We start from the raw sequence: 26,565 nt of genomic DNA on the forward strand, positions 1-26,565 counted from the left end.
TTAATTTTTCATTAACCAGCGGTCGATATAGGGACGGCCAATGCCCAAGATGCCAACAAAGGTCAGCATCGTACCGCACTGACGACTAAAGGCTGGGAAAGCAAAACTACCAAAGCTCAGGACATTATCGATCAGACAATAGACGGTCACTGCAAGCAACCAAGACCATAGGTTTTGACGTTTAATCCCGACCATCCAAAATGCAATGATCAGCATGACCAGTGTGCCAAGAGTCGAACCAATATTCATATTGGCACAAATGACCGCCAATAAAAATGCAGTAACGGGAAGCACAATCTTTAAAACACGATCCACGTGGCGTTGATGTTGACGCTGAATTTCGAGCACGTCGAACATTTCTTTTTGATCAGGGCTAGCCATGCTGGAGTCTCATCGGGAAATTATAAAAACACTATAATTTAACCAAATTTATCCTCGGAATGCCATGCTATGATAGCCGTCGAAATGATCTTGATGAGAAAAAACCAATGCAAAGCATTAGCGGGATTATTTATCTCATTTTAATTGCTTGTTTACTGCCTTACGTATTTACAATCATTGCTAAAAAAACAGCAGGATTTCGCGCCAAAGATAATCAACATCCGCGTGAATTTCTCGCCAAAACGACTGGTCTGGCTGCACGTGCCAATGCGGCACAGCAAAATAGTTTTGAGAGTTTACCGTTATTTATTGCCGCCATCTTAATGGCTGAATATATGGTGATTCCGCAAGTGGTCACTATGACGTTTGGTATTGCCTATCTTGTCTTTCGTGTGGTGTATGGCATTTGTTATTTGGCTAACTGGTCGACGCTTCGATCGATCGTTTGGCTGTTGTCACTGCTTTGCCCAATTTGTTTATTATTGTTGGTCATTCGACTGACAATGGGCTAAGTGCGAAACATACATATTTTCACCCAGTGGATGTATAATCGCAGAAATATTTTTTTCTCAAAAACCGTTATAATCGATGCGGTTTTTAAAAGATTTAACTTGTTAAAGAGTGATGTTATGAGCTACAGCAATATCCCTGCGGGTAAAGATGCACCGAACGATATCTACGTGATCATCGAAATTCCTGCAAATGCAGCACCAATCAAATATGAAATTGATAAAGATTCGGATGCGCTTTTTGTAGATCGTTTCATGGGTACAGCAATGTTCTACCCAGCGAACTATGGTTATGTACCAAACACCTTGTCTGAAGATGGTGACCCATTAGATGTACTTGTTGTAACGCCGCATCCAGTTGAACCAGGCTCAGTAATTCGTTGCCGTCCTGTGGGTAAATTGAACATGGAAGATGACGGTGGTATCGATGCGAAATTAATCGCAGTTCCACACGACAAGTTAACGCCAATTTATAAAGACGTGAAAGAATATACCGATCTTCCACCTTTACTGATTCAACAAGTTGAACACTTCTTCGCGCACTATAAAGACTTAGAGCCAGGGAAGTGGGTTAAATTAACAGGTTGGGAAGGTTCTGAAGTTGCTAAGCAAGAAGTGCTTAAAGCAATCGAAGCAGCAAAATAATTCTGTCTATGAAGCCTCGATTGAACTGTGTTTGATTGTAGGCTTCAATAAAAAACCTGCACAATGTGCAGGTTTTTTATTAGATTAGCTTTTCCATAGAAATTAGAAGAATTTCACAGGAATGTCTAACCAAACACGCCATTCGTTGGTGTCACCAATGTATGCATTTGTTTGATATTCATCACTTGCACGGTAGTACGAATGACGTAAACGTAAGCTCGCATCTTTAGCAAAACCAGATTGAACTGTATATTTCACTTGGTTAAAGAATTCATGCTCTTGCGCATCATTCGTCATATCTTTGACTTTGATATCCCAACCGTATACAAATGCAGTTGTCCAGTTTAGACCTGGTAATATACCTAATTTACCAAAATCAAGACTGTACTGGATTTGGGCAGATTTTTCATCGTTACCAATAAAGTCAGAAAGGTATGAGTTTGGAAGGTATATACTTTGGAAGCCATCAGCATTTTGACCATAGTCATAACCAACATTACCACTGTTTTGTTGGTATGCAACCATGATGTTATGTGCGCCAGTATTATAAGCTGTAGAAAGAGCCCAAATATCATTCTTACGATCTGATAAGTTATCAGTGGTTTGTGAATAAGTATTTGCTGCTTCATCAAACTTAGTATGATAAGCACTTAAATCGTAAGTTAATGAACTGTCATTCGCTAAAGGCTGTTTAAAGTTCACATTTACATAATGACGTTCAAGAGCATTTTTGCTGTCTAAGCCATAATAAGATGCATTTAAATTGTCATCAAATTTGTACTTAGCTCCCCAAACAATTGCACGATCAAGACCATTGCCATTGACGTCAGCATCGGTTTTGATTTGATCAGACATTTGGTTCTTAGTAAATTTACCAGCAACAATTTCAAGATTCTTGATTTCGTGGCTAGTTAATAAAGTACCTGTAAAATATTCAGGAACCATACGTCCAGTATTACTTGCAAGAACAGGTAAATCGAGTACTTGAGTACCATAACGCACTTCAGTATTTGAAATACGCGCTTTGACGATACCGCCACCACGAGCCCAGTGGTCATAAGCATCAACATGGCCATTTGAATCTTTTGCACCATTGTTGTGCAATGGAATCATTTGGTTGCCAGCATGGTTATTTTCGCCTAATTTGAACGAACCATCACCAACTACGCCTAAACCAAACCCAACGATACCTTTGGTATAACCAGACTCAATTTTAACTATTGCGCTTTGAGCTGCTGAACTTGTATCAGCTACACCATTTTTCTTGTCACGACTTAAATAACCAGTACGAAATAACACTGATCCTTCAGCGTCCTCAACGAAACCTTTAGATTCACTTTGCTCACTCGCAAAAGCTGTTGATATAAGTGCAGTTTGTACTAAAACTGCTAATGCTAATTTTTTTGTGTTTTGCATTGGGGAGCGAACCTTATACAAATTGGATGGAAAGAGAACAGCAATTGTATAAGTAATCGCTGAAAAATTGTCATTTTTATTTAACATATTCAACTAAAGTAATGCATTTTTTTGTAAGCGATATGTTTGAAATATTTTAATTTTAGTTAAAATATTCGGTTTACTAAAATAAATCTTTATAAAACATTGAATTATTTTTCTCTTCTTAATTCTGTTTTTTGCTATGTATTGCAGAATATAATATATAGACTGTGAGGTCATTTTAGCTTATGAATCAAAGTGTTCAGTCATTTCTAATCTTTTGGAATCAGCTCAAAATCACCCATAGCCAGATTGGCAAACGATGAATTACACAGCAGTTACCTAGGAAAAATTGATCTATTGTTAAAAAATAGCTTTAAAATTTATGGGTATGGAATCAGTAAATGATTCATGTCTAAAGAAATTTCGAGAACTTAAATGCATAAGAATTCACATAAAATTGCACTATTTTTAATTTTTTCCACTGGCAGTATGTTGGTCAACGCAAGTGAGCCACAGCAACAAAGTTCAGAAGGTGGACTCAGTGGAAGCCTTGCTGTGCTCAGTCAGTATATTTATCGTGGGGGTATTGAAAATGATCAGCCTACCCTACAAGCAGGGCTTGAATATGAACATGCATCTGGTCTATATGCTGGTTATTGGGCTTCAACACTGAATTATGATGCAGCGGATATCAGTAAAGATCACGGTGTTGAGCATGATTTTTATATGGGGTATGCAGGCGCACTCAGTCCAGATTTAAGCTACCGCTCGCATATTGTGACTTATTTATATAATGATGGCGGCTCGGTCTATAGTGAGGATCGCACAGAACGCCGAAGTACAACTGGAGCGGAATTTGTAAATAGTCTGAGCTATAAAGACTTTGATGTAGGCGTCACGGTGGCTTTAGTGGATGTGAGCTATGCCAACGCGGGCGATACTTATTTAAGCCTTGCACATCATTATGCTCTTCCACAACACTTTCAATTCAATAGTTCAATTGGTGCATCGATTTATCGTCAGCATGATGATGCCATACTCACTACAGAGAAGAACTTTACTGTTAATGAAGTTCGCTTAGGCCTGAGTAGGCCCTTTGCAGAGACAGGGATCGAGATGTCTGCGGATTATATTTATGGTGTGCATAATCGTATGGGCGAGGATTTAGAGGACCATCTGGTGCTGGGTTTAACTTACAACTTTTAAATGTTGTAGATATGAAAAGTGCATCCAGATCGGTTGGGGATGCACTTTTTTTATGCACTTAAAAACGTACCTTCCAAAGATGAGTCTCAAAATAGCGCATATTGTAAACAATTATGTTTGCTTGATGGGCTTGGCTTCAATTCACCGCGAAGAGGTTTAACGATCAAGTTGAGTGCGAGCTCAATTTTTTATATTTTAAATAATTTTAATAAAAACAATTATTTATAATGATTTTGTAAAAGGTGTATCTGATGTTGAATTGAATGTGGCATAGCTATTGCTACTACCTACATGAGTTTATCGAAATAACCAAAAGACGTCGGATACGATGTGGGGGAATCAAACCATGAAATTTGCACTTAAGGCATTATCTTTAGCTGTGGTAGCTGCAGCTTCTACATTCACTTATGCAGATGAAGCAACGTCCGTTCATTCTGTGTCAGGGAATATTGGGGTTTTTTCTAGTTATAACTTACGTGGTATTACCAATACGCCTGAAAATGAAGATGCGACTATTCAAGGTGGTTTAGATTACAGCCACGCATCTGGTTTTTATGCAGGTTGGTGGGGTTCTACACTGGGTTATTCATTGGTTGAAGAAGGCCGTGATGCCTTTGAAAACAATTTCTACGCGGGCTATAACGGCTCAATTAATGATAATCTCGGCTATACTATTGGTACGACTTATTATTATTACTATGAAACAGATAATTCAGATACCAACGGTTTTGAAACTTTGCTTGGCTTAAGCTACAAAGACTTTGGCGTCACTGTACAGACTTTACTGGAAGATACCACTTGGAGTAACGCGGGTGATACTTATATTAAGGCAACTTATAGTTATCCATTGCCGAATGATTTCAGCTTAGATACGGCATTGGGCTTATATGCTTATCAAGACTCTGGCGATTATGAAGAAGCATTAGGGACGACGGAGAGTTTTGGTTTCCGTCATTTTGATGTGGGCGTGAGCAAACCTTTAGCTGAAACAGGTTTAACCGCAAGTATGAATTACACCTTGGGTGGTTATGACCGTGCGGACGTAAAACAAAAGAACAAAGTTGTCTTCGGTTTGAAGTATGAGTTCTAAGCTGTACGCTGCTTAAATATAAAAAAGCCCACTCCAATCGAGTGGGCTTTTTTTATCGGCGATGGGATTTCGCTCTAACTTGTCAGTTTTTATGAACAGTCAGCCGTTTTAGTGATGTTGCCCACGATAAGACAGGGCTTCGGTTAAGTGGCCTGTTTGAATCTGTTCAGACTGCGCTAAGTCGGCAATGGTTCTGGCCACTCTTAAAATACGGTGATACCCCCGAGCAGATAAGTTTAAGCGCTGTTGTGCCTTTTCAAAGATCAGCGCGGCTTGTTCATTGAGTGGCGCAAACTGTTCCAGTTGTTTGGGTGATAAGGCCATATTGAGACAAGCTTGGCGCTGCATTTGCCATTGATAAGCTTGAATCACGCGCTCACGTACAGTTGCCGAGTCTTCTACGACTTGTGTGTCCTGCAATTCAGAAGCATGCAAGGGTGGTACATCAATATGTAAATCAATCCGATCCAGTAACGGCCCTGAAATGCGGTTTTGGTAGCGTTTAATCGCCTCGGCTGAGCACTGACAACGGCTATCTTGATTAAACGCATAACCACAGGGACACGGATTCATTGCGGCAATTAGTTGGAAATTGGCTGGAAAGGTGATCTGCCGTGAAGCACGCGAAATCACAATCTCTTTGGCTTCAATCGGCTGTCTTAAAACCTCTAAAACCTTGCGGTCAAACTCTGGTAGTTCATCTAAAAACAGCACGCCTTTATGTGCCAAAGTAATTTCACCGGGTTTGGGTTGTGACCCGCCACCGACTAAGGCAACCGCAGAAGCTGTATGGTGCGGTGCACGAAATGGCCGCTGTCCAAAAGGATGTTGATGATTGGCCACCGAGTAAATACTCGCCACTTCCAAATTCTCTTGCGTGTTCAAGGGTGGGAGAATACTGGCTAAACGTGAAGCCAATAGGGTTTTCCCTGTTCCTGGCGGTCCTTTAAATAGCAAAGAATGACCACCTGCTGCCGCAATCTCTAAGGCACGTCTCGGACGCAGTTGACCTTTAACATCGGCCAAATCAAATTTGTAGTGCTGTGAGGCTTTTAGCGCCGTGGGTTGAAACTGTTGGATGAGATGGTTTTGCGACAGATGCTCACAGACTTGTTTTAAATGTTGCGCTGCAAACACTTGAAAGTTGGGCAGTTGAGAGGCTTCTTGCGCATTGGCCTCAGGTAAAATCAGTTGATGCCCAGCTTGCTGGCAGGCAATCGCAATACTTAAAGTACCTGAAATTGGTCGCAGTTGCCCATCAAGTGCCAACTCACCTATAAATTCAAAATTTTCAGTTCCTTGCTCAGGGAGCTGACCAGAGGCAATTAAAATACCCAGTGCAATAGGCAAATCCAGTCGTGAGCTGTCTTTGGGCAGGTCTGCGGGTGCAAGGTTGATGGTGAGGCGTTTGGTCGGAAACTGAAAACCACTATTGATAATGGCGGAGCGCACCCGATCTTTGCTTTCCCGAACGGCTGCTTCAGGAAGCCCCACAATAGTTAAAGAGGGTAGTCCTTGGCTCAGATGAACTTCAACTTCAACCGAAGGTGCGTGTAAACCGAGCAAAGCTCGAGTGTAAATTTTGGCAAAAGACATCTTTTGTTCCATTATAGTGCATTATTTTAATTCGTTATGCGTCTTTTGTTGCACCAAACAGGTGCTCATTTTTTGTTCTGAATGCGTAACTCTAAAGCTTCCACTTGTTTCAATAAGTCATTTAAACGCAAATTGGCATTATTCAGTGCAGTACGTTGACGTTCAATTTCATCTTTGGAAACCAAATCCATCTTGGTGACTGCTTCATTCAGCAGTGCGCGTAAATTATGTTCTAAGTCTTGTTTAGGTTGTTCGACTTGTTCCAGTATGGCTTGTAATAAAGTTTCAATCATTTCTATATCCAACAGTTGGAGAAGTGACAGCAGTGTACCATTGCTGCTTCTGACTCTATAGCCTTTCAGATGAAATATGATTTCATCGATTGTAAAAAAATCATAAATCTTCGACTAAAAAACCTGAATTTTGAAGCTCAAAACGCATTTAAATGTATAGAATAGGGTATAAAGAAAACTCATGTCAGACTTTCTTTTCCCCCCAACCTAAGAATTTTTGGCATGAAATTTGAACATAAAACCTTACTGGTGAAATAAGCCGAAGGAAAACAAACATGAAGCTCGTAACTGCAATTGTAAAACCGTTTAAATTGGATGATGTGCGTGAAGCACTGTCTGAAATTGGTGTTCAAGGGATCACGGTAACTGAAGTCAAAGGCTTTGGTCGTCAAAAAGGTCATACTGAACTTTATCGTGGCGCTGAATATGTTGTTGATTTCTTACCAAAAGTAAAAATCGAAATCGCGATCAGTGATGAAATGGTCGACGCGGTGATTGAGTCAATCACACGTGTGGCTAGTACAGGAAAAATTGGCGACGGTAAAATTTTCGTCACAAATTTAGAGCAAGTCATCCGTATCCGTACAGGTGAAACAGGTGCCGATGCCGTTTAATTTGGCATGAAGTTTGCTGAGTAACACATAACTCGCACAAATTAGGTTGGGGGATACGAATGAAAAAGATGCTATTCGCGCTGAGCTTATCTGGCGCACTTTTAGGTGGTTCTGTTGCTTGGGCTGAAGAAGCAGCAACAGCGCCAACTCCATCAGAACAAGTCACAGTGGTTGAAACAACGGATGTGGCTGCTCCAGCGGTACAAGCAGTTGAAGCCGTTGCTGCTCCAGTAGAAGCACCCGCACCTGCAGAAGAAGAACCAACATTAGATACAGGTGATACGGCGTGGATTTTAGTCTCCACAGCACTGGTTTTATTAATGACCATTCCAGGTTTAGCGTTATTCTACGGCGGTATGGTTCGTAAGAAAAACGTCTTAAGCACTATGGCACATAGCTTTGTTGCTGCAGCAGTGGTAAGTATTGCATGGGTCATCATTGGTTATACATTGGCCTTTGGTGAGGGCAATGCCTTTATTGGTGGCTTAGATAAGTTCATGCTGACTGGGATTACCACAGATGCACTCACAGGGACGATTCCTGAAGTTCTATTCGTTATTTTCCAAATGACCTTTGCCATCATTACCGTTGCCATTATTAGTGGTTCAATTGCAGAACGGATGAAATTCGGCGCATTTATCGCTTTCATCTCGATTTGGGTAGTCGTGGTCTATGCACCAATTACTCACTGGGTATGGGGCGGTGGTTGGTTAGCAAATGATGGCGCACTCGACTTTGCCGGCGGTACCGTTGTACACATCAACTCAGGTGTGGCAGGTTTGGTTGCTGCATATATGCTTGGTAAACGTATGGGCTTAGGTCGTGAATCAATGGCTCCACACAACTTGGCATTAACCGTTGTGGGTGCAAGCCTACTGTGGGTAGGCTGGTTTGGTTTCAACGGGGGTTCTGCATTGGGCGCAAACGGCTCAGCAGGTTATGCATTGCTTGTGACTCAAGTAGCAGCAGCAGCAGCGGCAATCTCTTGGTTAATTACTGAAAAAGTTGCACGTGGTAAAGGTTCAGTACTCGGTGCTGCATCTGGTGCGGTTGCTGGTCTTGTAGTGATTACACCAGCAGCAGGGTTTGTGACTGTCGGCGGTGCACTGGCGATGGGTTTAATCGGTGGTGTGGTATGCTTCTGGGGTATCAGTGCATTGAAACGTGCTTTAAAAGCCGATGACTCTTTAGATGCGTTTGGTTTACATGGTGTCGGTGGTATTGTCGGTGCAATCTTAACAGCATTCTTTGCCAGCGATTTCATCATGGGCGACAAAGCACCAAGTGATGTAATGCATCAACTTTGGGTTCAAGTTGAAGGGGTATTGGCAACGATTGCATACTCAGCAGTATTAACCTTCATCATCTTGAAAGTGATTGATCTGGTGATTGGAATTCGCGTTGAATCTGATGATGAACGTATGGGCCTAGACTTGAGCCAACATGGTGAACGTGTGGACTAATCAATAGAATAATAAATAAACAGTATAATCAATATATTGTGTGAAACAGCCCGAAAGGGCTGTTTTTTTTCTATATCTAGCGTAAAACTCTACAAAACACCGAATTTTTGCTACACTCTAAAACCATTCAAATTTGTTCAATTTAACCACTATGCATTGTCCATTTTGCAACGCTGAAGACAGTAAAGTGATCGACTCACGTTTGGCCGCTGAAGGTTGTCAAATTCGTCGTCGTCGTGAATGTATTAGTTGTGGTGAACGATTCACAACCTTTGAAAGTTATGAAGTGGTCATGCCTCGTGTGATCAAGTCGGATGGAAAAAGTGAACCTTTTGATGAAGCGAAATTGCGTCGTTCCTTGATGCATGCTTTACAAAAACGTCCCGTGACGCAAGAGCAAATTGAAACCGTCTTGAGCGATATTCAGCTGCAAATCCGCCGTTTAGGTGAGCGTGATGTGAAATCACGCACCATTGGTGAAATTGTTATGCAATCTTTATTTTCATTGGATCATGTTGCGTATGTGCGTTTTGCATCGGTCTATCAAGACTTTCAAGATGTCGATGCCTTTCGTCACCAAATTGAACAAATGCAACAACGTGAACATTAAGCGAGTTGGCATCCATGTCTGAATTACAGTCTAGTGCTTTACACGCTGACCAAGCTTGGATGAAACAAGCGATTGTTTTAGCACTGCAAGGTCAATACAGCACCAAGCCAAATCCAAATGTAGGCTGTGTCATTGTGAAAGATGGGCTGTTGCTGGGGACGGGTTATCACCCTAAAGCGGGTCAGCCACATGCAGAAGTTTTTGCGATGCGTGAAGCGGGCGAACAGACCCAAGGCGCAACGGCTTATGTCACTTTAGAACCTTGTGCGCATTATGGGCGTACACCGCCGTGTGCCAAAGGTTTGGTCGAGGCAGGTGTGGCGCGTGTTGTGATTGCTTGTCCAGATCCTAACCCCTTGGTGGCCGGTAAAGGGGTACAAATTTTAAAAGAAGCAGGCATTGAGGTTGATGTCGGTATTTGCCAAACCGAAGCGCATCAGTTGAATGCTGGTTTTTTAAAAGCCATGGCTACTGGCATGCCTTATGTACGTTTAAAAGTTGCTTCTAGTTTAGATGGTCGAACGGCAATGGCTTCGGGTGAGTCAAAATGGATTACAGGCCCAGCCGCACGTTTAGATGTTCAGCATTTTCGTGCCATTTCTGGCGTCGTGATCACTGGGATTGAAACGGTGCTGGCCGATGATCCGCAGCTCAATGTCAGACAGCTTCAGAGTGTTGCGGATCTGACAACAGTTGTACAACCGAAACGTCTGGTCTTAGACCGTCAAGGCCGCTTGCCGCTGACGGCCCAAATTTTACAGCAGCCGGATACCGTGATGGTAATGGGGCCTTATCGCCAAGCATTGGCCGATGTAGGCGTGCTACAGTTTGCTGTTCAGCCTTTAGATCAGTTATTAAAGCAGTTGGTTCAATCGCATCAGATTTACGATGTCATGGTTGAAGCAGGTGCAACGTTATCGACGGCTTTTTTACAAGAGAAGTTGGTCGATGAAATGATTAGTTATGTAGCACCAACCTTATTGGGTCAGTCTGCACGTGCAATGTTCAATGCTGAGTTTTCTCAGATGGCAGAGCAACTCCGCTTTAAGCTTATGGATGTCACACAATTGGGTGATGATGTGCGCTTAACGCTTACCCCTTCTCAAGAGTCATTATGAGTTCAGAGTCTACGGTTTATCATAAACGTCGTCACGCGGCACGTACCACCGATGAATATCTATTTCATCAACTTGTTCCTTATTTGGGGAATAAGCGCCGCCTGTTACATCTGATTTTAGAGGCACTCGAGAGTACAGGGACTTTAAACCGTGCAGATGGTCGTGCGCCTATTTTTGCTGACTTCTTTGCAGGTTCAGGTGTGGTCTCGCGTTTGGCGCGTCAAAATGGTTATCGCGTGATTGCCAATGACTGGGAACCGTATAGCCATGCGCTGAACCATGCCATTTTGGCTTGTACCGAAGCGCCTGCATTTAAAGAGTTGGGTGGTTATCAAAAAGCCATTGATTATTTAAACCGCTTGCCTGAAGTTAAGGGCTGGGTAACGCATAATCTGTGTCCGCGAAATGATGAGATCTATGATCCAAGCCGAGATCGTTTGTTCTTCAAACGTCGCAACGGCATGCGTATCGATGCGATTCGTCAGCAAATTGCCACATGGCAGGCACAAGGTGCAATCGATGATGTAGAGATGTCTGCTTTACTGGCACCTTTACTTTATTCAGCCAGTTTTGTCAGCAATACTTCCGGCGTCTTTAAAAGTTTCCACCACGGTTGGGGCGGTAAAACCCAAACAGCGCTAGAGCGGATTGAATCCTTGTTGTGGTTAACTCCAAGTCGTTTTAGTGAAGTGGGTGATAATAAGCAAAAGAATCCGATGGCTGAAATGTGGTGTGTCGATGCACAGCATTTGGCAAATCAAATGAGCAGTTTTGAGGTCGATGTAGCTTATCTAGATCCACCCTATAACCAACATGCCTACAGCAGTAACTATCATGTTTTAAATGCTTTAACACTATGGGATCAGGTAGATTTACCAACACCAGACACCAAAGGTTTTAAAAGCGGAATTGACCGTGCGTGGCGCAAAGAGCGTCCGAGCCCTTATAACTCGTCAAAGTATGCCAAAGAGGCATATGAAAAATTACTGTCCACCATCAATGCACGTTACATTCTGACCAGTTATTCAACCGATGGTAATATTGAAGCAGGGGACTTGCTCAAAGCCAATTTGGAGCGAGGTCGCGTGACTTTATTAACGCAGGATGTACCGCGTTATCGCGTGAGTAAACAGCGTCAGTCTGAGCGTGCGCGTGTGTTAGAGTTTATTGTGATCACCGATACCCATGCCAAGTCAGGTCCGCCAATTCGTCAGCTACTGGGGCAGTTGTACCATTATGCCGAATTGGGTGGAGTCGATACATCTGGGGTCACGACACAGTTGGCGCTGTGGTAAAAATATAGAGGTAGAAATCAGAAATGTTTACAGGGATCATTGAAAGTCTAGGCACAGTTGAAAGCGTACAAAATGTCGGTGGCGATGTGCGGTTACGTATTGGTACGGATCTTGATATGTCAGATGTACATTTGGGTGACTCGATTGCCACCAATGGCATTTGCCTCACAGTGATTGACTGGGGTGAGCACTGGTATGCTGCAGATGTCTCACGTGAAAGTTTAAACCGAACCACGCTGGCCCACTGGAAAGCTGGACAACGTGTAAATGTGGAAAAGGCGATGTTACCAACCACACGTTTTGGTGGACACATTGTGTCAGGTCATGTCGATGCTGTGGGTGAAATCACCGTTGTGCGTGAAGATGCACGTTCGCTTTATTTTGAAGTGACTGCGCCAGCTGAGATTGCACGTTACTTGGCAGAAAAAGGCTCGATTACGGTCGATGGGATCAGTTTAACCATTAATCATTTGCGTGGGCGTATTTTAAGCCTCAATTTAATTCCGCATACCGCTGAACGAACCAACATTGGAACGTGGAAAGCAGGTAGTCAAGTGAACCTTGAAGTGGATGTGTTAGCACGCTACATTGAACGGCTGATGATGGGCGATAAAGCTGCGGAAACTCCCTCACAATCTAAAATTAGTTTAGACTTTTTGGCACAAAATGGTTTCTTGAAATAGAAAAATCGTTTAGATTGCAGCAAGAATAGACAAAAGATGAGCTCCCTATTTGCCCAAAATGAGGGAGTTTTTCTTTTGAAATGAATAGGTAAGCAATTGAGTATGATGAAAGATAGTACGCAGTTCATTGCACGGATAGGTGACAATGATTGATTTTTTTCTCCATCTAGAACAATTATTGCCCGTACTGCTTGCAGAATACGGCCTTTGGATTTATGCGATTCTTTTTCTGATTATTTTTGCAGAAACGGGCTTCGTTTTTATGTTCTTTTTGCCGGGTGACAGTTTACTGATTGCCATTGGTGCCCTATGTTCCAGCTCGGATTTAATCCATATCCACACCATGGGTATTTTGATGATGATTGCTGCGGTATTGGGTTATATCGTCAATTATTATACTGGTCAGAAGTTGGGCTTTAAATTTGCCCATCAGCATTCGCGTTGGCTGAAACCCGAATATATGATGAAGACCAATCAATATTTCTTAAAGCATGGTGGTAAAACCATTTTAGTGGCACGTTTTATTCCTTTTGTGCGTTCTTTCGCGCCTTTTGCTGCGGGCGCAGGGCATATGAGCTTGGCGACTTTTATGTGGTATAACGTGACCGGTGGCCTGATTTGGATTGGTAGTTTGTTGGCGATTGGTTATGGTGTGGGCAATACCTTATCGTTTATGGTTGATGTGTTGGTTTGAGATCGAGACAGATCACATCAGCCGAGAAAAAACAAGAGTGCATAAAAAAACTCACCGAAGTGAGTTTGAACGGAAGCCAAGGCCAGTTAGGCAGAGTTGGATACCACTTCATCAGAAAAGTCTGAATTTTTCAAAATATAGTCAATTTCTTCTTGAGCCGCGGCTTGCAGCTTACTGCGGTAGCTGACTACAGACTCTTCAATTAAGGTTTCCGCTTCAAGCTCTAAACGTAAACGGACACTTTCTAACTCAGACAAAATTTGTGAGTCATCAATACCAAATTTACCTTTGGCATAGTCCAGAGCTTGTTCAGGCGTTTTCTCATAGCGTGCAGTGTAGCTCGAAATTTCCTGATCGACACTTTGACGCATCACATTTAAAGCTTGGGTTTGCTCATTGAACTGACGGATTTCATCTTTTTTGAGGCTCTCCGCATAAGCTTCCTGTGCTGCGCGTTTGTCTGCCAGTGATTTTTCTAACGCTTGTTGTTTGCGAATCCGCGCTTCTTCAATCAGCTGTGCTTTCAGATCGGCATACGCTTGTTCAATTCGTTGGATCGAGACAGCTTGAGCACGTTGGTCTTGTTCAATCCAACTGTGCAAACCTGTTTCAGGTTTGAGTACATCGCAGACGCGACTCAGGTCATCAATAAAGGCCTGACGAACAGCATCAGGTACCTTTAACCAGCGCTGTTTAAAATCTGGACCAACATTCAATGCCACTACGCATCTCCTTATTTAGACGGGGAATCAATTAAAGCTTGAAGGTTCGAGCTTCAACCCCGAGACGTCTATATTGTTTAAATTTTTCACGACCTTGTTGTTTGGCCGATTCGTTATTTTCAATAATTTCTATAATGTGGCTAAATTTTTCGAACTGTTCAAGAGCTTGATCGTTAAAATTGAACACAATCCAGTCGGATTGTTCAGGCAGTTGCGCTGAGATACAAATGCGGGCATCGATTTGATCAATGCCATGTGGAATAAAGCTCGTATCATCAAAACTCCACAAACGCTCATCCAGTTGCTGTTGTAGTTCAGGGTCGCTTGCATACAACCAGATTCGCTCTGGCTGACGCAAGATTTTTCGACATAAACGACAAGCACTTTCGACTTGTCGTTCAGGACTTTGTTCAAACAGATAAAAGCTAATATTAGCCATTAGACTGCGCACGATGAGCTAAGAATTGCATCAATAAGGGTACTGGACGACCGGTTGCTCCTTTATTGGCACCCGAGTTCCATGCTGTACCTGCGATGTCCAAATGCGCCCAGCGGTAATCACGGGTGAAACGTTGCAAGAAGCACGCTGCAGTTACGGCACCAGCTTTTGGCCCGCCAATGTTGGCAATATCGGCAAATGGAGAGTCTAACTGTTCTTGATAGTCATCAATCACAGGCATGCGCCAGACGCGGTCAAAGCTATTTTGACCTGCTTCAGACAGTTCGGCCGCCAGTTTGTCATCTGGGGTAAACATACCCGTTAAGACTGAACCGAGTGCCACGACACAGGCACCTGTTAAGGTTGCAATATCAATGACCAGTTCAGGGTTAAAGCGTTTTACATAGGTCAATGTATCGCACAGCACCAAACGACCTTCTGCATCGGTATTTAAAATTTCAACGGTTTGACCGCTCATGGTGCTCACGATGTCACCCGGACGTGTAGCTTTGCCTGACGGCATATTTTCAGCTGCAGCAATCGTACCTACGACATGAATGGCTAAACGTGATTCACATAGAGCACGGAGTGTCCCTAGAACCGATGCTGCACCACACATGTCATATTTCATTTCATCCATACCAGCGCCCGGTTTCAATGAAATGCCACCTGTATCAAAGGTGATTCCTTTACCGACCAAGACCACTGGGGCTTCAGTACGTTCAGCTTGATACTCAAGGGTAATGATACGGCCTGGGCGGTCTGAACCTTTGCTCACCGCAAGGAAGGAATGCATGCCCAGATCCGCCATTTGCTGCTCATCAAGGACATTAACACGGAGTAGGTCAGGATATTGGGCTGCCAGTTCTAAGGCTTGCTCTGCCAAATATTCAGGGAAGCAGATATTGCCCGGACGGTTGCCTAAGTCACGAGCAAAGCTTTGACCAGATTGCACGGCTTCAATCAATTTAAGTTGCGCAGCATTTAGCGGCGACTCGGCGGCAATGAGGCTGATCTGTTCAAGTACGTTGTCGGCTTTTTTCGATTTGAATTCATCAAAAGCATATGCCGCTTGCGTCAAACTGAGGGCAAATAAATAATGGAGTTCAGCTGGAAGGGCTGAAAGGTCAAGGCTGATGTGTTTGAATTTTTTTTGTGAAGCTTTGATAATGGTTTGAGCAATTTTCACCAGCTTTGCTGCTTGTAATTCAGCTGCTTTCCCGACACCGACCAAGGCTGTATTGAAGCTTGTTGGAATTTGACCAATGAGGCTCAAGGTTTCATTGAACGCGGCTTTAAACTGAGTCGCTTCAATTAAGTTGTTTAAATCATTAATTTGATAAGCATTTGCAAGATGTTGCGTGTTTTCAGAATCTACTAATATCAACAAAAATTGGCTAGACGTATTCTCTGTGAATGACGTATTAATAGAGAGTTTCATAAGTTTTATTTAAGCCTTATAAAGTTTGAAAATGATTAAACCACTGAAACATTAACATGAATAGAGTTGCAAAGTGCAACAAGAGTACAGGTTTTATATTTTCACTATTCGGGTAAACTAGCGCTAGTTTTTATTCACCTATTTTTGGAAGAATTAATTTGATTATTCGGCGTTATCTGGTCAAACAAGTGGTGTCGACATCCTTGGTTGTGATCGCCTTATTGACCTTGATCATGATGGGCGGTCGTTTGATCAAGTATTTTGGCGTAGCCGCGCAGGGTCGCTTAGATGCAGGTATTTTATTTAGCATTATTGGCTATCGTTTGCCTGAATTTTTAACGCTGATTCTTCCTCTAGGCTTTTTTATTGGGCTGATGCTGGTTTTTGGTCGTTTGTATGTCGATCATGAAATGGCGGTACTCAATGGCAGTGGCGTCAGTCGTAACCAATTGGGGCGACTGCTGATTCCTATGACTGTGATGTTTCTTGCCGTTCAAGCCGTGCTGATGCTTTGGATGGCGCCGTGGGGTGTTCGTCAGTTTGAGCAGCTCACCACCAGTCAGGCGGTGCGTACTGGTTTTGATTTGGTTCGACCCAAAGAGTTTATTTCATCGGGGCCTTATACCATTTATGCGGGTGACTTATCCGAAGACCGTAAAAACCTCAAAGACATCTTCTTCTATCAACGCGCTCAAGCAGAGGGTAAGCCTGATGTGATGATTTTGGCCAAAGAAGCCACGCGGGTTGAAATTGAAAATGATCCAGCCAATGTCGTGGATTTGGTGCAAGGTCGCCGTTATGAAATTTATCCGGGACAGCCACGTTATAGCCAAGCCGAGTTCCAGTCTTATCGCCTACGCTTAGAAAATGATAAAGAAGCAAAGTTTGAAAGTGCCGATGTTGAAGCATTGTCCACCATGAAACTTTGGGATAATCGTCATGATCCTGTTGTGGCGAGTGAGTTGGGCTGGCGTATTTTTGTACCGTTTGCCATTGTAGTGGCGTTGCTTCTCGCTGTGGCTTTATCTGAAGTGAGTCCACGCCAAGGACGTTACTTAAAGCTGTTTCCTGCATTGCTTATTTTTGCCAGTTTAATCGTGGCGCTGATGGCCATTAAAACCCGAGTCAGTAAAGAAGAAATGGGGATTTGGGCTTATCCAATGATCTTGGTGATCTATGCGATAGCAGCGGCTTTGTTTTCGCGTAAACAAAAGCTGGCCCCGAAAATTAAGAAAACATTACAACGAGCGGGGTCTTAATCATGTTCGCACGTCGTATAGTCGCAAAACATGTGACCAAAACCACCGCGATGGCGATGCTGGGTGCTACCGCTATTTTATCGGTCTTGCAAATTCTGTTTACCTATTTGGGTGAGTTAGGCTCTCTTAAAGAAGGTTATGGCGCTTGGGATGCTTTACGTTACGTACTGTGGGGGGCGCCGCAATATCTCTATGAGATTCTACCGATTGCCGCGTTAATTGGCTCGGTACTGGGACTGGGCACTTTGGCTTCAAACAGTGAGCTGATTGTGATGCGCTCAGTGGGGGTGAGTCTTTGGCGGATTGTTGGTTGGGTGATTCGTTCAGCTTTAATTTTGGTGGTACTGTCATTTGCTTTAAGTGAATGGGTGATTCCATATACCAATGAGCAAGCCAAAGGTGTGAAAAGCCATCGAACAGCGGCTGAGCTCGGTGAAGTACGTGGTTACTGGACACGAGAAGGGCAGCGTTTTATTTATGTCGATTATGCCAATTCTCAAGGTCAGCTGAAAAATGTGCAAGTGGTCGACTTTGACAATAATGCTCGTTTGAAAGGCGTTTTAAATGCTGAGCAAGGTCAGTTTGTGCAAGATGGTCGTTGGATTTTAGAAAATACGGCCCAAGTTGATTTGCTGCCGACAGGCAATGCTACGGCACAAAAGGCCGCTGAAACGCCTTTGGCACTGGCACTGCAGCCGAAATATGTGCACATGGTGACGATTGACCCTGAAGACCTTTCACCGAGTCAATTGGTCAGTTTCATGAGCTATATGCATGAATACAGCCAAGTGCCTAAAACTTATCAGTTGGCTTTTTGGCAGAAAGTGGCGTCTCCATTTGCCTTGATTGCTTTGGTGTTGATTGCCTGCTCCTTTATTTTTGGCCCACTGCGCCAACAATCGATGGGCTTTCGTTTGGTGATTGCACTGTTTACAGGCCTAGGTTTCTTTTACCTGCAAGACTTCTTGGGTTATGCAAGTTTGGTTTATTCACCTTCACCCGCATGGTTCGTTTTTGTGCCGATTTTACTGATGTTTGTCGCAGGTGGTTATTTATTACAACGTGCGCGATAACTGTACGATATTGAAGAAAACAATGCGGATGATGGTGTTAAACCATCATGCCTGCATAGAGTCTTGACCGAAAATTCGGTAAGATAGAGCGATGAATTTGTAGACAAAAAAAGAGTGCTTATTATGGCGGATGCAACTGCTGGCAAAATCCCTCACGTACTGGTCATTATGGATGGTGTGGGACACCGTGAAGCGATCGAAGACAATGCATTTTTAGCAGCGAATCGACCGAATTTAACAGCGATTGAAGCAAAGCATCCGCATAGCTTAATTTCAGGTTCTGGTGAAGACGTGGGCTTGCCAGATGGCCAAATGGGCAACTCTGAAGTGGGCCATATGAACTTGGGCGCAGGTCGTGTGCTCTATCAAGACTTTACCCGAATCACCAAAGACATTCGTACGGGTGCTTTTTTCGAACATGAAGTTTTGGTTGATGCCGTTGAAAAAGCCAAAGCCGCGGGTGGTGCGTTGCACATCATGGGGCTATTGTCTGAAGGTGGGGTTCATTCACACGAAGATCATATTGTTGCCATGGCTGAACTTGCGTTAAAACGCGGTGCAACTGTATACCTTCATGCCTTCTTAGATGGTCGCGATACCCCACCACGCAGTGCACAGCCTTCTTTAGAAAAATTAGATGCATTGTTTGCTCAATATCCAAATCAAGGTCGTATTGTGAGTCTGATTGGTCGTTATTTTGCGATGGATCGAGATAACCGTTGGGACCGTGTGGAACAAGCCTATCGTTTACTCACAGAGTCTGAAGCAACACGTACTGCAGCTACAGCAGTTGAAGGTTTAGCCTTGGCTTATGCCGCAGACGAATCTGATGAATTTGTCAAAGCAACACGCATTGGCGATGTCGTGAAAGTTCAAGATGGTGACAGCATTGTCTTTATGAATTTCCGTGCGGATCGTGCGCGTGAAATTACCAAAGCATTTGTTGAAAAAGATTTTGCAGGCTTTGAGCGTAAAGTTGTACCAAACTTATCTAAGTTTGTGATGTTGACACGCTACCAAGCCAGTATTGATGCACCTGTGGCGTATATGCCTGAAGCATTAAAAAACTCGATTGGTGAATATCTTTCAGACCTTGGTAAAACCCAATTGCGTATTGCTGAAACTGAGAAATATGCACATGTGACATTCTTCTTCAGTGGTGGTCGTGAAGATGAATATCCAGGTGAAAAACGTATTTTGATTCCTTCGCCAAATGTTGCTACTTATGACCTCAAGCCAGAAATGAGCGCCTATGAAGTAACCGATGAATTGGTGACTGCGATTAACTCAGGCGAGTTTGATCTATTGGTGGTGAACTATGCCAATGGCGATATGGTTGGTCATACGGGCGTGTTTAATGCTGCAGTGAAAGCAGTGGAAGCTGTTGATTTATGCTTAGGCCGTGTCTATGAGGCGGTGATGGCACAAAAAGGCCATATGTTAATTACGGCTGACCATGGTAATGTTGAACAAATGCAGGATTATCACAGTGGTCAGGTGCATACTCAGCATACGACAGAATTGGTGCCTTTTATCTATGTCGGCCCAACTCAAGCAACCATTGCTGAGGGGGGCGTATTGGCCGATGTCGCACCAACCTTGTTAAGCTTGATGCATCTTCCTGTTCCAGCAGACATGCAAGGTCGTAACTTAATTACATTAGACGTATAAATCAATTTGGGTGGGTAAATGGCAAAAGCATCGTGGACTTCAATAGGTGTAGTGATTGCTTTAGGTCTGAGTCTGATCCACCCGATGGGGGCTGTTGCAAAAACTGCGGCAGCCCCCGCTTTTGATGATGAACTGGAACAAGGTTATGTTGAGGTTCCAATTGAATCAATTCAACAATTTGTGCAAATCTACGGTTTAGTCAAAGACAATTATGTGGCTGAACGTAGTGATGAAGCACTGTTTCAACAGGCCATTAAAGGTTTAGTCAGTGGCTTAGACCGTTATTCTCGCTATTTATCTCCTCAAGAATATAAACAACTGGTGCAATATACCGAAGGGGATTTGGCTTCAGTTGACTTCAGCTTAGAGTTTGATTCTCGCTTACAACAATGGTTGATTCGTGGATTAAAACCTGACTCAGATTCCAGCAAACTGGGCTTAAAAAATGGGATCTCCGTTTTTAAAGTGGATGATCAAGAGCTACGCAAGCTCAACCATGCTCAAGTCAATGAATTACTCAGTGGGGCGATTGGTAGTACCGTCAGCTTGCAGTTGAAAGCCAACTCAACCCCGATCAATTTAGTCCGAACCAAAAAGGTTGAAACCGATATTCAGGCGCAACTGTTGAATAACCAAGTTTTGGTGCTCAAGGTGCGGGTATTCCAGCAGGATACGGCCAATGAAATTCAGCAACTGATTGAAGAGCATCAGTCTTCGCGTTTAAAAGCGGTCTTGATAGACCTCAGAAATAATCCCGGGGGGCTGTTGTCTGCCGCAGTTGAATCTGCCGATTTATTCTTAAATCAAGGGGTGATTGTTTCAACTCAAAGCCGTTCCGAAGGGGATCAGCAGTTTCAGGCCTTACCTAGCCTCGAGTTTCAAAATTTAAAAGTGGGCATTTTGATTAATGACCGCTCTGCATCGGCTGCGGAAGTGTTTACCGCTGCGTTGAAGGAGCATGGACGGGCGTGGGTGATGGGTGAAAAAAGTTATGGTAAAGGCGTGGTGCAAAAACTGTTTCCGCTTTCCAATGGTGCAGCCTTACAAATGACCGTGTCACACTATTACACCCCAAGTGGGCAAATGATTGAGGGGGTGGGGATTGCACCGAATCAAGTGTATCCGATGCCACATGAACTCAAAGACGAAAGCTATGTTGAACATGTGGCAGAGATTTTAATGAATCGTCGTTAAGTCTTTAAACGGAATCGTCTTCGCCATCTAGCCCGAATTTTTTCAAGCGATAACGTAAAGAACGGAAAGACATGCCGAGCTTTTTAGCCGCCAGTGTTCGGTTCCAATGGGTGAGATTGAGCGCATTCATCAAAATTTCTTTTTCAATTTTTTCTAAATACAGCTCTAGACCCTCTTCGGGCAATTTACGCGAAGGCACATGACTGAGCTGATCATTGCCAACAGCACCTTGTTGCGTGGCATTGGCATAGCTGGTCTGAGCAATCGGTCGCAGTGGAGCTGTTTGCAAGTGTGGTAAGTCGATACTGCTTTCATCACTTAAAGTGATGGCACGTTCCATCATATTGCGTAGTTCACGCACATTGCCTGGATAATATTGGGCCAATAAAAATTCACGTGCACGTTCACTCAATGCTTTGACTGGGATGTCCCATTCTTGGCAGATTTTCTGAATGAAATGTTGTGCCAAAAGAATAATGTCATTGCCACGCTCACGTAGAGCAGGCAGTACAATGTCCATGACATGGATGCGGAAGTATAAATCCTGACGGAACTTGCCTTGTTGTACCAGTGCTTCTAGGTCTTGATGGCTGGCACTAATCACACGAAAATCGACATCAATTTCCGTGTCACTCCCAATTGGGCGAATGCGTTTTTCTTGTACCGCGCGCAGCAGTTTCACCTGCATAGTGAGCGGTAACTCGGCAATTTCATCTAAAAATAAACTGCCGCCATGTGCAGAGAGAATCAGCCCTTGTTTGTCTTGAGTGGCCCCTGTGAAGCTGCCTTTACGGTGTCCAAACAATTCACTTTCCATCAGTTCGGTCGGTATGGCACCGCAGTTAATGGCAATAAATGGCCCTTCATTGCGATTGCTCAGGCGATGTACCAGATTAGCCACCACTTCTTTGCCAGTGCCTGATTCACCCGTAATAAAGACAGGGGCTTGCGAGCGTGCAATTTTCTTTAAGGTTATGCGTAGCTGTTGAATAGGAAGGGACTGACCAATCAGCAGACGATGTTCAAGCGTATCTTCTTGGATATGCAGCTGATTGATGGGTTGATTAAAGGCTTTTTGTAAAAGTTGCTCTAAATGTTTTTGGTTGATTGGTTTACTGACAAAATCAAACGCACCAGCTTTAAGTGCTGCAATCGCAATATCCATATTGCCGTAAGCAGTCAGCACTGCAACAGGCAAATTAGGATAATTTTGAGCAATAAAATCGACCAAGCTCAGACCATTACCATCGGGTAAATTAAGATCGGTTAGACAGGCATCATATTGATGCGTTTTCAGGGCTTGAACCGCCTCTTGTAAGCGATAGGCAATATGTGTATCAATCCCCATCCGACTTAAAGACATTTGCATCAGTGTACATAAGTCTTGTTCGTCATCCACCAATAAAACAAGTGGTTTTTTTTCCACGTTTAACCCCAAAAATTACACGTCATTGTTTATACGGGGGCATTCAATCCGAAAGCATGCCCCTATTTTTTGTTCTACATAGTATAGCTTAGCTTGGTTGGCTTCGCAGAAACTATGGGATAAATATAATCCTAACCCAGTTCCATTGATTGAGGTACTAAAAAACGGTTGAAACAGGGTGCTTTGATCCTGAGTGGCGACCCCTTCACCAAAATCGCAGACATCAATGTGGACGAGGTTTTTATAGCTATAGACTCGAATGTGAATGTGCTCGGCTTCAGCTGCATTATGCCGAATGGCATTTCGAATCAGGTTGATCAGCACTTGCCTCAGTTGTTGTTCATCAAACTGAATCTGAGCTTGATCGGAAATGCGGTAATCAATTTGATCTTTGACATCGGGCAAATCTTCAACGATAAAACGTTCTAAAAAAGAGGCGACATCAATCAAGGTCGGATAGGTTTCTTTACTGCGTGCCATGTTCAGTGTATCGCCAATAATTTTATCAATCCGTGAGGCTTGTTTGGCAATCATGTTATGCAACAGTTCTTGTTGTGGGTCGTTAAGTTGCATTAATTCATTGGCTTGCGTGATGGCTGCCAGTGGATTGCGGATTTCATGTGCAATGCTGGCAGAAAGTTGACCCAGTGCAGCCAGTTTGAGTTGTTGTACACGTTGATTAATTTTTTGTGCATCTTGCAGGACGAATAAGGTGAGTGTCTGATTCGGTACTTGTAGTTTTTGAATTTCGATCTGAATTTGAAAGCGACTCAGCTGGGATGTAAATTGGAATTTTTCTCCATTCTTCAGTTGGTCGAATTTGAGGAGTTCAAATAAATCAGGCTGTGCTTTGTACAAAGGATATTTATCGTGAGCATAAATCGGGGAGATACCCAATAATGCACATGCGGCAGGATTACTCAGCACCATGTGGCAGTTTTCATCGAGAACCAAATAGCCGAGCTCGGTTTGCTCTAAAATATAACGGTTAATGTTTTGCAGTTGATCCAGTTCTTGGGACTGATAGAAGTTTAAATTTTCAAGGACTTGAAAACGTCGTACTGCAATTTGTCCAGACCCATAAACTACAAAGAACAAAAAGGCGAGCACGGCACTGTTGCCAATGGTATTCAGTGAACTAATTGAAAATAGCGTTCCAATAAAGTGTTGATAAACCAGTGTAATCACAGCAATCAACGTAATGATGAGTGCTTTTTGTTTATCGACCAATACAGAAGAGGCAAAGATCGTGATCACAAACAATAAACTTAACTGTAAGTTCGGACCATCGGTGGCGAAAGTAAGTAAGCTGAGGCTAATGACATCGACGATAAATAACAAGGTGAGCTGAAGTGGTATGCGCTTGCGCACATGCTTGAGGCTCAATAGCTGAAAGGCACTGATAAAAATAAAGCCAATCAGGACAGAACGATACAATACTGGATATTGATAATTGGAAAACAGTTGCTCATAAGTCAGCAGATAAACCAACAATAAACAGCAACCAATAAACAGTCGATAAGACGCATACCAAACACCTAGACGGTATTGATTTAACTGAATATTGGTTGAGTATTGCAGCATGTGGGTGTTAGTCAGCTTGCATCAGGGTTTAATTAAACCATAACGAATAGCAAGGTGAGTCAGCTTCACATCACTGTCAATGTTGAGCTTTTCAAAAATTCGGTAACGGTAAGTATTGACCGTTTTTACGCTGACAAAAAGCTTGTCAGAAATTTCCTGTGCACTAATACAATTCACGACCATCATCGCCACCTGCATTTCACGTTCAGACAGAGCATCAAAAGGTGAGGTTTGTGTATCCGATAGATAAGAACTGGCCAGTTGTTCAGCAATATCAGCGCTGAAATATTTGCCGCCTTGCATCACTTTATTGATGGCACGTACCATTTCGGTCACGGGCGCACCTTTGGTAATGTAGCCTTTGGCGCCAGCTTTGAGTAACAGGGAAGGATACGGTTCTTCAGCTAGGCCACTGACTGCCAGTACTTTGGTTTCGGGTGCGGTTTGCAGTAAGCGGCGTGTGGTTTCAACGCCACCAATCCCTGGCATGTTGACATCTAACAGAACCACATTCGGGTGATGTTGACGGACGAGATTAATTGCTTCTTCACCAGATTCAGCTTGGCCAATGACTTGAACATCGGCATGGTCCTCGAGCATTCGACAAATCCCTGTACGTACTAACTCATGGTCATCTACCACTAAAACTGTGATCACCTAGCTCTTCCTCACTATAAAAACCATATTTTTTGTTACATAAAGCAAAATAAGCTTGCAATGAAACGACAAAATTAGCAATCCTATTCTTAGGCTTATTTGAAAAGATATGCACGCTGTCGACGGCAATGCTGTTCGCATTGTGTACAAATGTAAGGCATATTGGCGTGAATACGCAAATGTATCTTATGGGTTATGAAGTTGAGTGAAGAAAAGTGAAAAAATCAAATAAATTTTTAATGCATCTATTGGGATGGTCGATTGCAATGACGGTCAGTACCCATAGCTTTGCAGACTTGGTGATGAACCCGAGCTCGGGGCCAAGCCAAGCAAGCATGAGCTGGTCTGCGGCAGATGCAGAACAGCTTCTGAATGATGATCTCATGGAAGATCCTGAAGAGTACGCTCCTCAGGGTTCAACAAAAGTCACCACCAGTATTCGCAGTTCTAATGGTGTGGTGACGAACAACAGTACCTCAAAAACGGTACAAATTTTCGATACCTCGAAATATTCCAACCAACCCAGTGTGAATGCTCGTGCAGCACTGGTGATGGATGGCAATACAGGTGAAGTGCTGTACAGTAAAAACAGTAATACCGCGCTGCCAATTGCTTCGATTACTAAGCTGATGACGGCGGTGGTGATTTCAGATGCGCGTTTAAATATGTCTGAAAACATTACTTTACAGCAAGCGGACTTTTCCTGTTCGGGTTGTAAAAGTTCAAGCTCGTCACTGCGTGCAGGGGACAGTATGAACCGTGCAGAAGCATTGTTATTTGCATTAATGAAGTCAGAAAACCCAGCAGCATCAGCGCTTGCACGGACGTATCCGGGTGGTCGCTCAGCCTTTGTTTCGGCGATGAATGCCAAAGCAAAATCTTTGGGCATGAATTCAACCCATTATATGGAATCGACTGGTCTGCATCCGGGTAATGTCGCTTCAGCACGTGACTTAGGTATTTTGGTCAATGCTGCGTCTCAGTATGGTCTGATTCGTCAGTTCTCAACCACAGCAAGCTATGATTTTAACTTGGGCTATCGTGTATTGAAATCAAACAATACCAATGCCTTGGTTCGTAATGGTGGTTGGAATATTAATATTTCAAAAACAGGTTTCATTAATGAAGCCGGTCGTTGTGTGGTGATGCATACCACTTTAAATAACCGTCCAGCAGTGGTGGTGTTATTGGGCGCAGACTCATCTGCAGCACGTACCAATGATGCAACGCGCCTAATGAACTGGGCAAGCCAATTACCAAAACGCATTTAACCCGACTTTGTTTTTGTTCACTCAACAACAAAAATTGAGTCATAAAAAAGCCCTGCATATGCAGTAATGCTGATCAGTTAAGACAAAATAGCTGAAATGCGGTAAAAATGAGCGTATCCAGATACGCTCATTTTTTTATGACTTTTTCTCAGAATTTAAGTTCAGCATTTCAGCAGACAGCTCCTTCACTT

26 protein-coding genes are annotated in these 26,565 nt (G+C 43.3%); 16 read left to right on the forward strand and 10 right to left on the reverse strand.

The window, feature by feature from the left end; genetic code table 11:
• Positions 1-381: a hypothetical protein gene (locus MF4640_RS10935; RefSeq protein WP_004692879.1), complete on the reverse strand. Its 381-nt coding sequence runs from the start codon at positions 379-381 to the stop codon at positions 1-3.
• A 107-nt stretch (positions 382-488) separates the two neighbouring features.
• Between MF4640_RS10935 and MF4640_RS10940 the strand changes: the two genes are divergently transcribed.
• Both MF4640_RS10940 and ppa read left to right on the forward strand, forming a co-directional pair.
• Positions 489-893, forward strand: a complete 405-nt coding sequence (locus tag MF4640_RS10940; RefSeq protein WP_005401007.1) for an MAPEG family protein — start codon at positions 489-491, stop codon at positions 891-893.
• 117 nt (positions 894-1,010) lie between these two features.
• The gene (gene ppa / locus MF4640_RS10945) at positions 1,011-1,535 is read left to right on the forward strand and encodes an inorganic diphosphatase (protein ID WP_004692877.1); all 525 of its coding nucleotides are present in this window, start codon (positions 1,011-1,013) and stop codon (positions 1,533-1,535) included.
• A 102-nt stretch (positions 1,536-1,637) separates the two neighbouring features.
• Here ppa and MF4640_RS10950 read toward each other — a convergent pair whose 3' ends face one another.
• Positions 1,638-2,951 (reverse strand): OprD family outer membrane porin, encoded by a 1,314-nt coding sequence (locus tag MF4640_RS10950; protein WP_005401006.1) that lies wholly within the window; start codon positions 2,949-2,951, stop codon positions 1,638-1,640.
• A 459-nt stretch (positions 2,952-3,410) separates the two neighbouring features.
• On the opposite strand from MF4640_RS10950, the gene MF4640_RS10955 reads away from it, so the two are divergent.
• Both MF4640_RS10955 and MF4640_RS10960 read left to right on the forward strand, forming a co-directional pair.
• Complete coding sequence (locus MF4640_RS10955; RefSeq protein ID WP_004692874.1) at positions 3,411-4,181, forward strand: TorF family putative porin; 771 nt, start codon at positions 3,411-3,413, stop codon at positions 4,179-4,181.
• Between the two features lie 346 nt (positions 4,182-4,527).
• Positions 4,528-5,271, forward strand: coding sequence for a TorF family putative porin (locus MF4640_RS10960; protein WP_078389592.1), 744 nt, complete (start codon positions 4,528-4,530; stop codon positions 5,269-5,271).
• Positions 5,272-5,379: 108 nt separating this feature from the next.
• Here the strand turns inward: MF4640_RS10960 and MF4640_RS10965 are convergent, their stop codons facing one another.
• Positions 5,380-6,867, reverse strand: a complete 1,488-nt coding sequence (locus MF4640_RS10965; RefSeq protein ID WP_078389582.1) for a YifB family Mg chelatase-like AAA ATPase — start codon at positions 6,865-6,867, stop codon at positions 5,380-5,382.
• 65 nt (positions 6,868-6,932) lie between these two features.
• Positions 6,933-7,160, reverse strand: coding sequence for an accessory factor UbiK family protein (locus MF4640_RS10970; protein WP_004692854.1), 228 nt, complete (start codon positions 7,158-7,160; stop codon positions 6,933-6,935).
• Between the two features lie 275 nt (positions 7,161-7,435).
• On the opposite strand from MF4640_RS10970, the gene glnK reads away from it, so the two are divergent.
• The 7 genes from glnK to MF4640_RS11005 all read left to right on the forward strand — a co-directional run bounded on the left by glnK (position 7,436) and on the right by MF4640_RS11005 (position 13,637).
• Entirely contained in the window at positions 7,436-7,774 is a 339-nt protein-coding gene (gene glnK / locus MF4640_RS10975) for a P-II family nitrogen regulator (protein ID WP_004281042.1), read from the forward strand.
• A 59-nt stretch (positions 7,775-7,833) separates the two neighbouring features.
• Entirely contained in the window at positions 7,834-9,237 is a 1,404-nt protein-coding gene (locus MF4640_RS10980) for an ammonium transporter (RefSeq protein ID WP_010325684.1), read from the forward strand.
• Between the two features lie 151 nt (positions 9,238-9,388).
• Positions 9,389-9,847 carry a transcriptional regulator NrdR gene (gene nrdR, locus MF4640_RS10985; protein ID WP_004692852.1) on the forward strand — a complete coding sequence of 153 codons (459 nt, stop codon included), beginning with the start codon at positions 9,389-9,391 and terminating at the stop codon, positions 9,845-9,847.
• 14 nt (positions 9,848-9,861) lie between these two features.
• Entirely contained in the window at positions 9,862-10,965 is a 1,104-nt protein-coding gene (ribD, locus tag MF4640_RS10990; protein ID WP_078389583.1) for a bifunctional diaminohydroxyphosphoribosylaminopyrimidine deaminase/5-amino-6-(5-phosphoribosylamino)uracil reductase RibD, read from the forward strand.
• A complete protein-coding gene (locus MF4640_RS10995; protein ID WP_004692850.1) occupies positions 10,962-12,260 on the forward strand; it encodes a DNA adenine methylase in 1,299 nt (432 codons plus the stop codon). The genes ribD and MF4640_RS10995 overlap by 4 nt, the downstream gene beginning before the upstream one ends.
• A gap of 23 nt (positions 12,261-12,283) precedes the next feature.
• Positions 12,284-12,943 carry a riboflavin synthase gene (locus MF4640_RS11000; protein WP_078389584.1) on the forward strand — a complete coding sequence of 220 codons (660 nt, stop codon included), beginning with the start codon at positions 12,284-12,286 and terminating at the stop codon, positions 12,941-12,943.
• 145 nt (positions 12,944-13,088) lie between these two features.
• Positions 13,089-13,637 (forward strand): VTT domain-containing protein, encoded by a 549-nt coding sequence (locus MF4640_RS11005; RefSeq protein WP_004692848.1) that lies wholly within the window; start codon positions 13,089-13,091, stop codon positions 13,635-13,637.
• 86 nt (positions 13,638-13,723) lie between these two features.
• Here the strand turns inward: MF4640_RS11005 and MF4640_RS11010 are convergent, their stop codons facing one another.
• The 3 genes from MF4640_RS11010 to MF4640_RS11020 are packed head-to-tail and all read right to left on the reverse strand — an operon-like array spanning position 13,724 to position 16,239.
• A complete protein-coding gene (locus MF4640_RS11010; RefSeq protein WP_004692847.1) occupies positions 13,724-14,359 on the reverse strand; it encodes a hypothetical protein in 636 nt (211 codons plus the stop codon).
• 31 nt (positions 14,360-14,390) lie between these two features.
• Positions 14,391-14,798: a DNA polymerase III subunit chi gene (locus MF4640_RS11015; RefSeq protein WP_004692846.1), complete on the reverse strand. Its 408-nt coding sequence runs from the start codon at positions 14,796-14,798 to the stop codon at positions 14,391-14,393.
• Positions 14,791-16,239, reverse strand: a complete 1,449-nt coding sequence (locus tag MF4640_RS11020) for a leucyl aminopeptidase (RefSeq protein ID WP_078389585.1) — start codon at positions 16,237-16,239, stop codon at positions 14,791-14,793. Before MF4640_RS11020 ends, MF4640_RS11015 begins: the two co-directional genes overlap by 8 nt.
• A 158-nt stretch (positions 16,240-16,397) precedes the next feature.
• Between MF4640_RS11020 and lptF the strand changes: the two genes are divergently transcribed.
• From lptF to MF4640_RS11040, 4 genes are all read left to right on the forward strand, one after another.
• Positions 16,398-17,498: an LPS export ABC transporter permease LptF gene (lptF, locus tag MF4640_RS11025; RefSeq protein ID WP_078389586.1), complete on the forward strand. Its 1,101-nt coding sequence runs from the start codon at positions 16,398-16,400 to the stop codon at positions 17,496-17,498.
• Positions 17,499-17,500: 2 nt separating this feature from the next.
• Positions 17,501-18,571 (forward strand): LPS export ABC transporter permease LptG, encoded by a 1,071-nt coding sequence (gene lptG / locus MF4640_RS11030; protein ID WP_004692843.1) that lies wholly within the window; start codon positions 17,501-17,503, stop codon positions 18,569-18,571.
• 123 nt (positions 18,572-18,694) lie between these two features.
• Positions 18,695-20,242 carry a 2,3-bisphosphoglycerate-independent phosphoglycerate mutase gene (gene gpmI / locus MF4640_RS11035; RefSeq protein ID WP_078389587.1) on the forward strand — a complete coding sequence of 516 codons (1,548 nt, stop codon included), beginning with the start codon at positions 18,695-18,697 and terminating at the stop codon, positions 20,240-20,242.
• A gap of 18 nt (positions 20,243-20,260) precedes the next feature.
• Complete coding sequence (locus MF4640_RS11040; RefSeq protein ID WP_078389588.1) at positions 20,261-21,436, forward strand: S41 family peptidase; 1,176 nt, start codon at positions 20,261-20,263, stop codon at positions 21,434-21,436.
• Positions 21,437-21,440: 4 nt separating this feature from the next.
• Here the strand turns inward: MF4640_RS11040 and MF4640_RS11045 are convergent, their stop codons facing one another.
• The 3 genes from MF4640_RS11045 to MF4640_RS11055 all read right to left on the reverse strand — a co-directional run bounded on the left by MF4640_RS11045 (position 21,441) and on the right by MF4640_RS11055 (position 25,103).
• Positions 21,441-22,805 carry a sigma-54-dependent transcriptional regulator gene (locus MF4640_RS11045; RefSeq protein WP_413772695.1) on the reverse strand — a complete coding sequence of 455 codons (1,365 nt, stop codon included), beginning with the start codon at positions 22,803-22,805 and terminating at the stop codon, positions 21,441-21,443.
• Between the two features lie 72 nt (positions 22,806-22,877).
• Complete coding sequence (locus tag MF4640_RS11050; RefSeq protein ID WP_078389590.1) at positions 22,878-24,446, reverse strand: sensor histidine kinase; 1,569 nt, start codon at positions 24,444-24,446, stop codon at positions 22,878-22,880.
• 21 nt (positions 24,447-24,467) lie between these two features.
• Complete coding sequence (locus tag MF4640_RS11055; protein WP_004692836.1) at positions 24,468-25,103, reverse strand: response regulator; 636 nt, start codon at positions 25,101-25,103, stop codon at positions 24,468-24,470.
• A 215-nt stretch (positions 25,104-25,318) separates the two neighbouring features.
• Between MF4640_RS11055 and MF4640_RS11060 the strand changes: the two genes are divergently transcribed.
• Complete coding sequence (locus tag MF4640_RS11060; RefSeq protein ID WP_153042476.1) at positions 25,319-26,374, forward strand: serine hydrolase; 1,056 nt, start codon at positions 25,319-25,321, stop codon at positions 26,372-26,374.
• Positions 26,375-26,565 lie beyond the last annotated feature (191 nt).

The organism is Acinetobacter sp. MF4640, from assembly GCF_002018895.1.
Taxonomy (GTDB): domain Bacteria; phylum Pseudomonadota; class Gammaproteobacteria; order Pseudomonadales; family Moraxellaceae; genus Acinetobacter; species Acinetobacter johnsonii.

What these genes read in the sequence shown, in the direction of transcription:
- MF4640_RS10935 (WP_004692879.1), bottom strand. Translation starts at nt 381, where the DNA reads ATGGCTAGCCCTGATCAAAAAGAAATGTTCGACGTGCTCGAAATTCAG.
- MF4640_RS10940 (WP_005401007.1), top strand. Translation starts at nt 489, where the DNA reads ATGCAAAGCATTAGCGGGATTATTTATCTCATTTTAATTGCTTGTTTA.
- ppa (WP_004692877.1), top strand. Translation starts at nt 1,011, where the DNA reads ATGAGCTACAGCAATATCCCTGCGGGTAAAGATGCACCGAACGATATC.
- MF4640_RS10950 (WP_005401006.1), bottom strand. Translation starts at nt 2,951, where the DNA reads ATGCAAAACACAAAAAAATTAGCATTAGCAGTTTTAGTACAAACTGCA.
- MF4640_RS10955 (WP_004692874.1), top strand. Translation starts at nt 3,411, where the DNA reads ATGCATAAGAATTCACATAAAATTGCACTATTTTTAATTTTTTCCACT.
- MF4640_RS10960 (WP_078389592.1), top strand. Translation starts at nt 4,528, where the DNA reads ATGAAATTTGCACTTAAGGCATTATCTTTAGCTGTGGTAGCTGCAGCT.
- MF4640_RS10965 (WP_078389582.1), bottom strand. Translation starts at nt 6,867, where the DNA reads ATGTCTTTTGCCAAAATTTACACTCGAGCTTTGCTCGGTTTACACGCA.
- MF4640_RS10970 (WP_004692854.1), bottom strand. Translation starts at nt 7,160, where the DNA reads ATGATTGAAACTTTATTACAAGCCATACTGGAACAAGTCGAACAACCT.
- glnK (WP_004281042.1), top strand. Translation starts at nt 7,436, where the DNA reads ATGAAGCTCGTAACTGCAATTGTAAAACCGTTTAAATTGGATGATGTG.
- MF4640_RS10980 (WP_010325684.1), top strand. Translation starts at nt 7,834, where the DNA reads ATGAAAAAGATGCTATTCGCGCTGAGCTTATCTGGCGCACTTTTAGGT.
- nrdR (WP_004692852.1), top strand. Translation starts at nt 9,389, where the DNA reads ATGCATTGTCCATTTTGCAACGCTGAAGACAGTAAAGTGATCGACTCA.
- ribD (WP_078389583.1), top strand. Translation starts at nt 9,862, where the DNA reads ATGTCTGAATTACAGTCTAGTGCTTTACACGCTGACCAAGCTTGGATG.
- MF4640_RS10995 (WP_004692850.1), top strand. Translation starts at nt 10,962, where the DNA reads ATGAGTTCAGAGTCTACGGTTTATCATAAACGTCGTCACGCGGCACGT.
- MF4640_RS11000 (WP_078389584.1), top strand. Translation starts at nt 12,284, where the DNA reads ATGTTTACAGGGATCATTGAAAGTCTAGGCACAGTTGAAAGCGTACAA.
- MF4640_RS11005 (WP_004692848.1), top strand. Translation starts at nt 13,089, where the DNA reads ATGATTGATTTTTTTCTCCATCTAGAACAATTATTGCCCGTACTGCTT.
- MF4640_RS11015 (WP_004692846.1), bottom strand. Translation starts at nt 14,798, where the DNA reads ATGGCTAATATTAGCTTTTATCTGTTTGAACAAAGTCCTGAACGACAA.
- MF4640_RS11020 (WP_078389585.1), bottom strand. Translation starts at nt 16,239, where the DNA reads ATGAAACTCTCTATTAATACGTCATTCACAGAGAATACGTCTAGCCAA.
- lptG (WP_004692843.1), top strand. Translation starts at nt 17,501, where the DNA reads ATGTTCGCACGTCGTATAGTCGCAAAACATGTGACCAAAACCACCGCG.
- gpmI (WP_078389587.1), top strand. Translation starts at nt 18,695, where the DNA reads ATGGCGGATGCAACTGCTGGCAAAATCCCTCACGTACTGGTCATTATG.
- MF4640_RS11040 (WP_078389588.1), top strand. Translation starts at nt 20,261, where the DNA reads ATGGCAAAAGCATCGTGGACTTCAATAGGTGTAGTGATTGCTTTAGGT.
- MF4640_RS11045 (WP_413772695.1), bottom strand. Translation starts at nt 22,805, where the DNA reads ATGCAAATGTCTTTAAGTCGGATGGGGATTGATACACATATTGCCTAT.
- MF4640_RS11050 (WP_078389590.1), bottom strand. Translation starts at nt 24,446, where the DNA reads ATGCTGCAATACTCAACCAATATTCAGTTAAATCAATACCGTCTAGGT.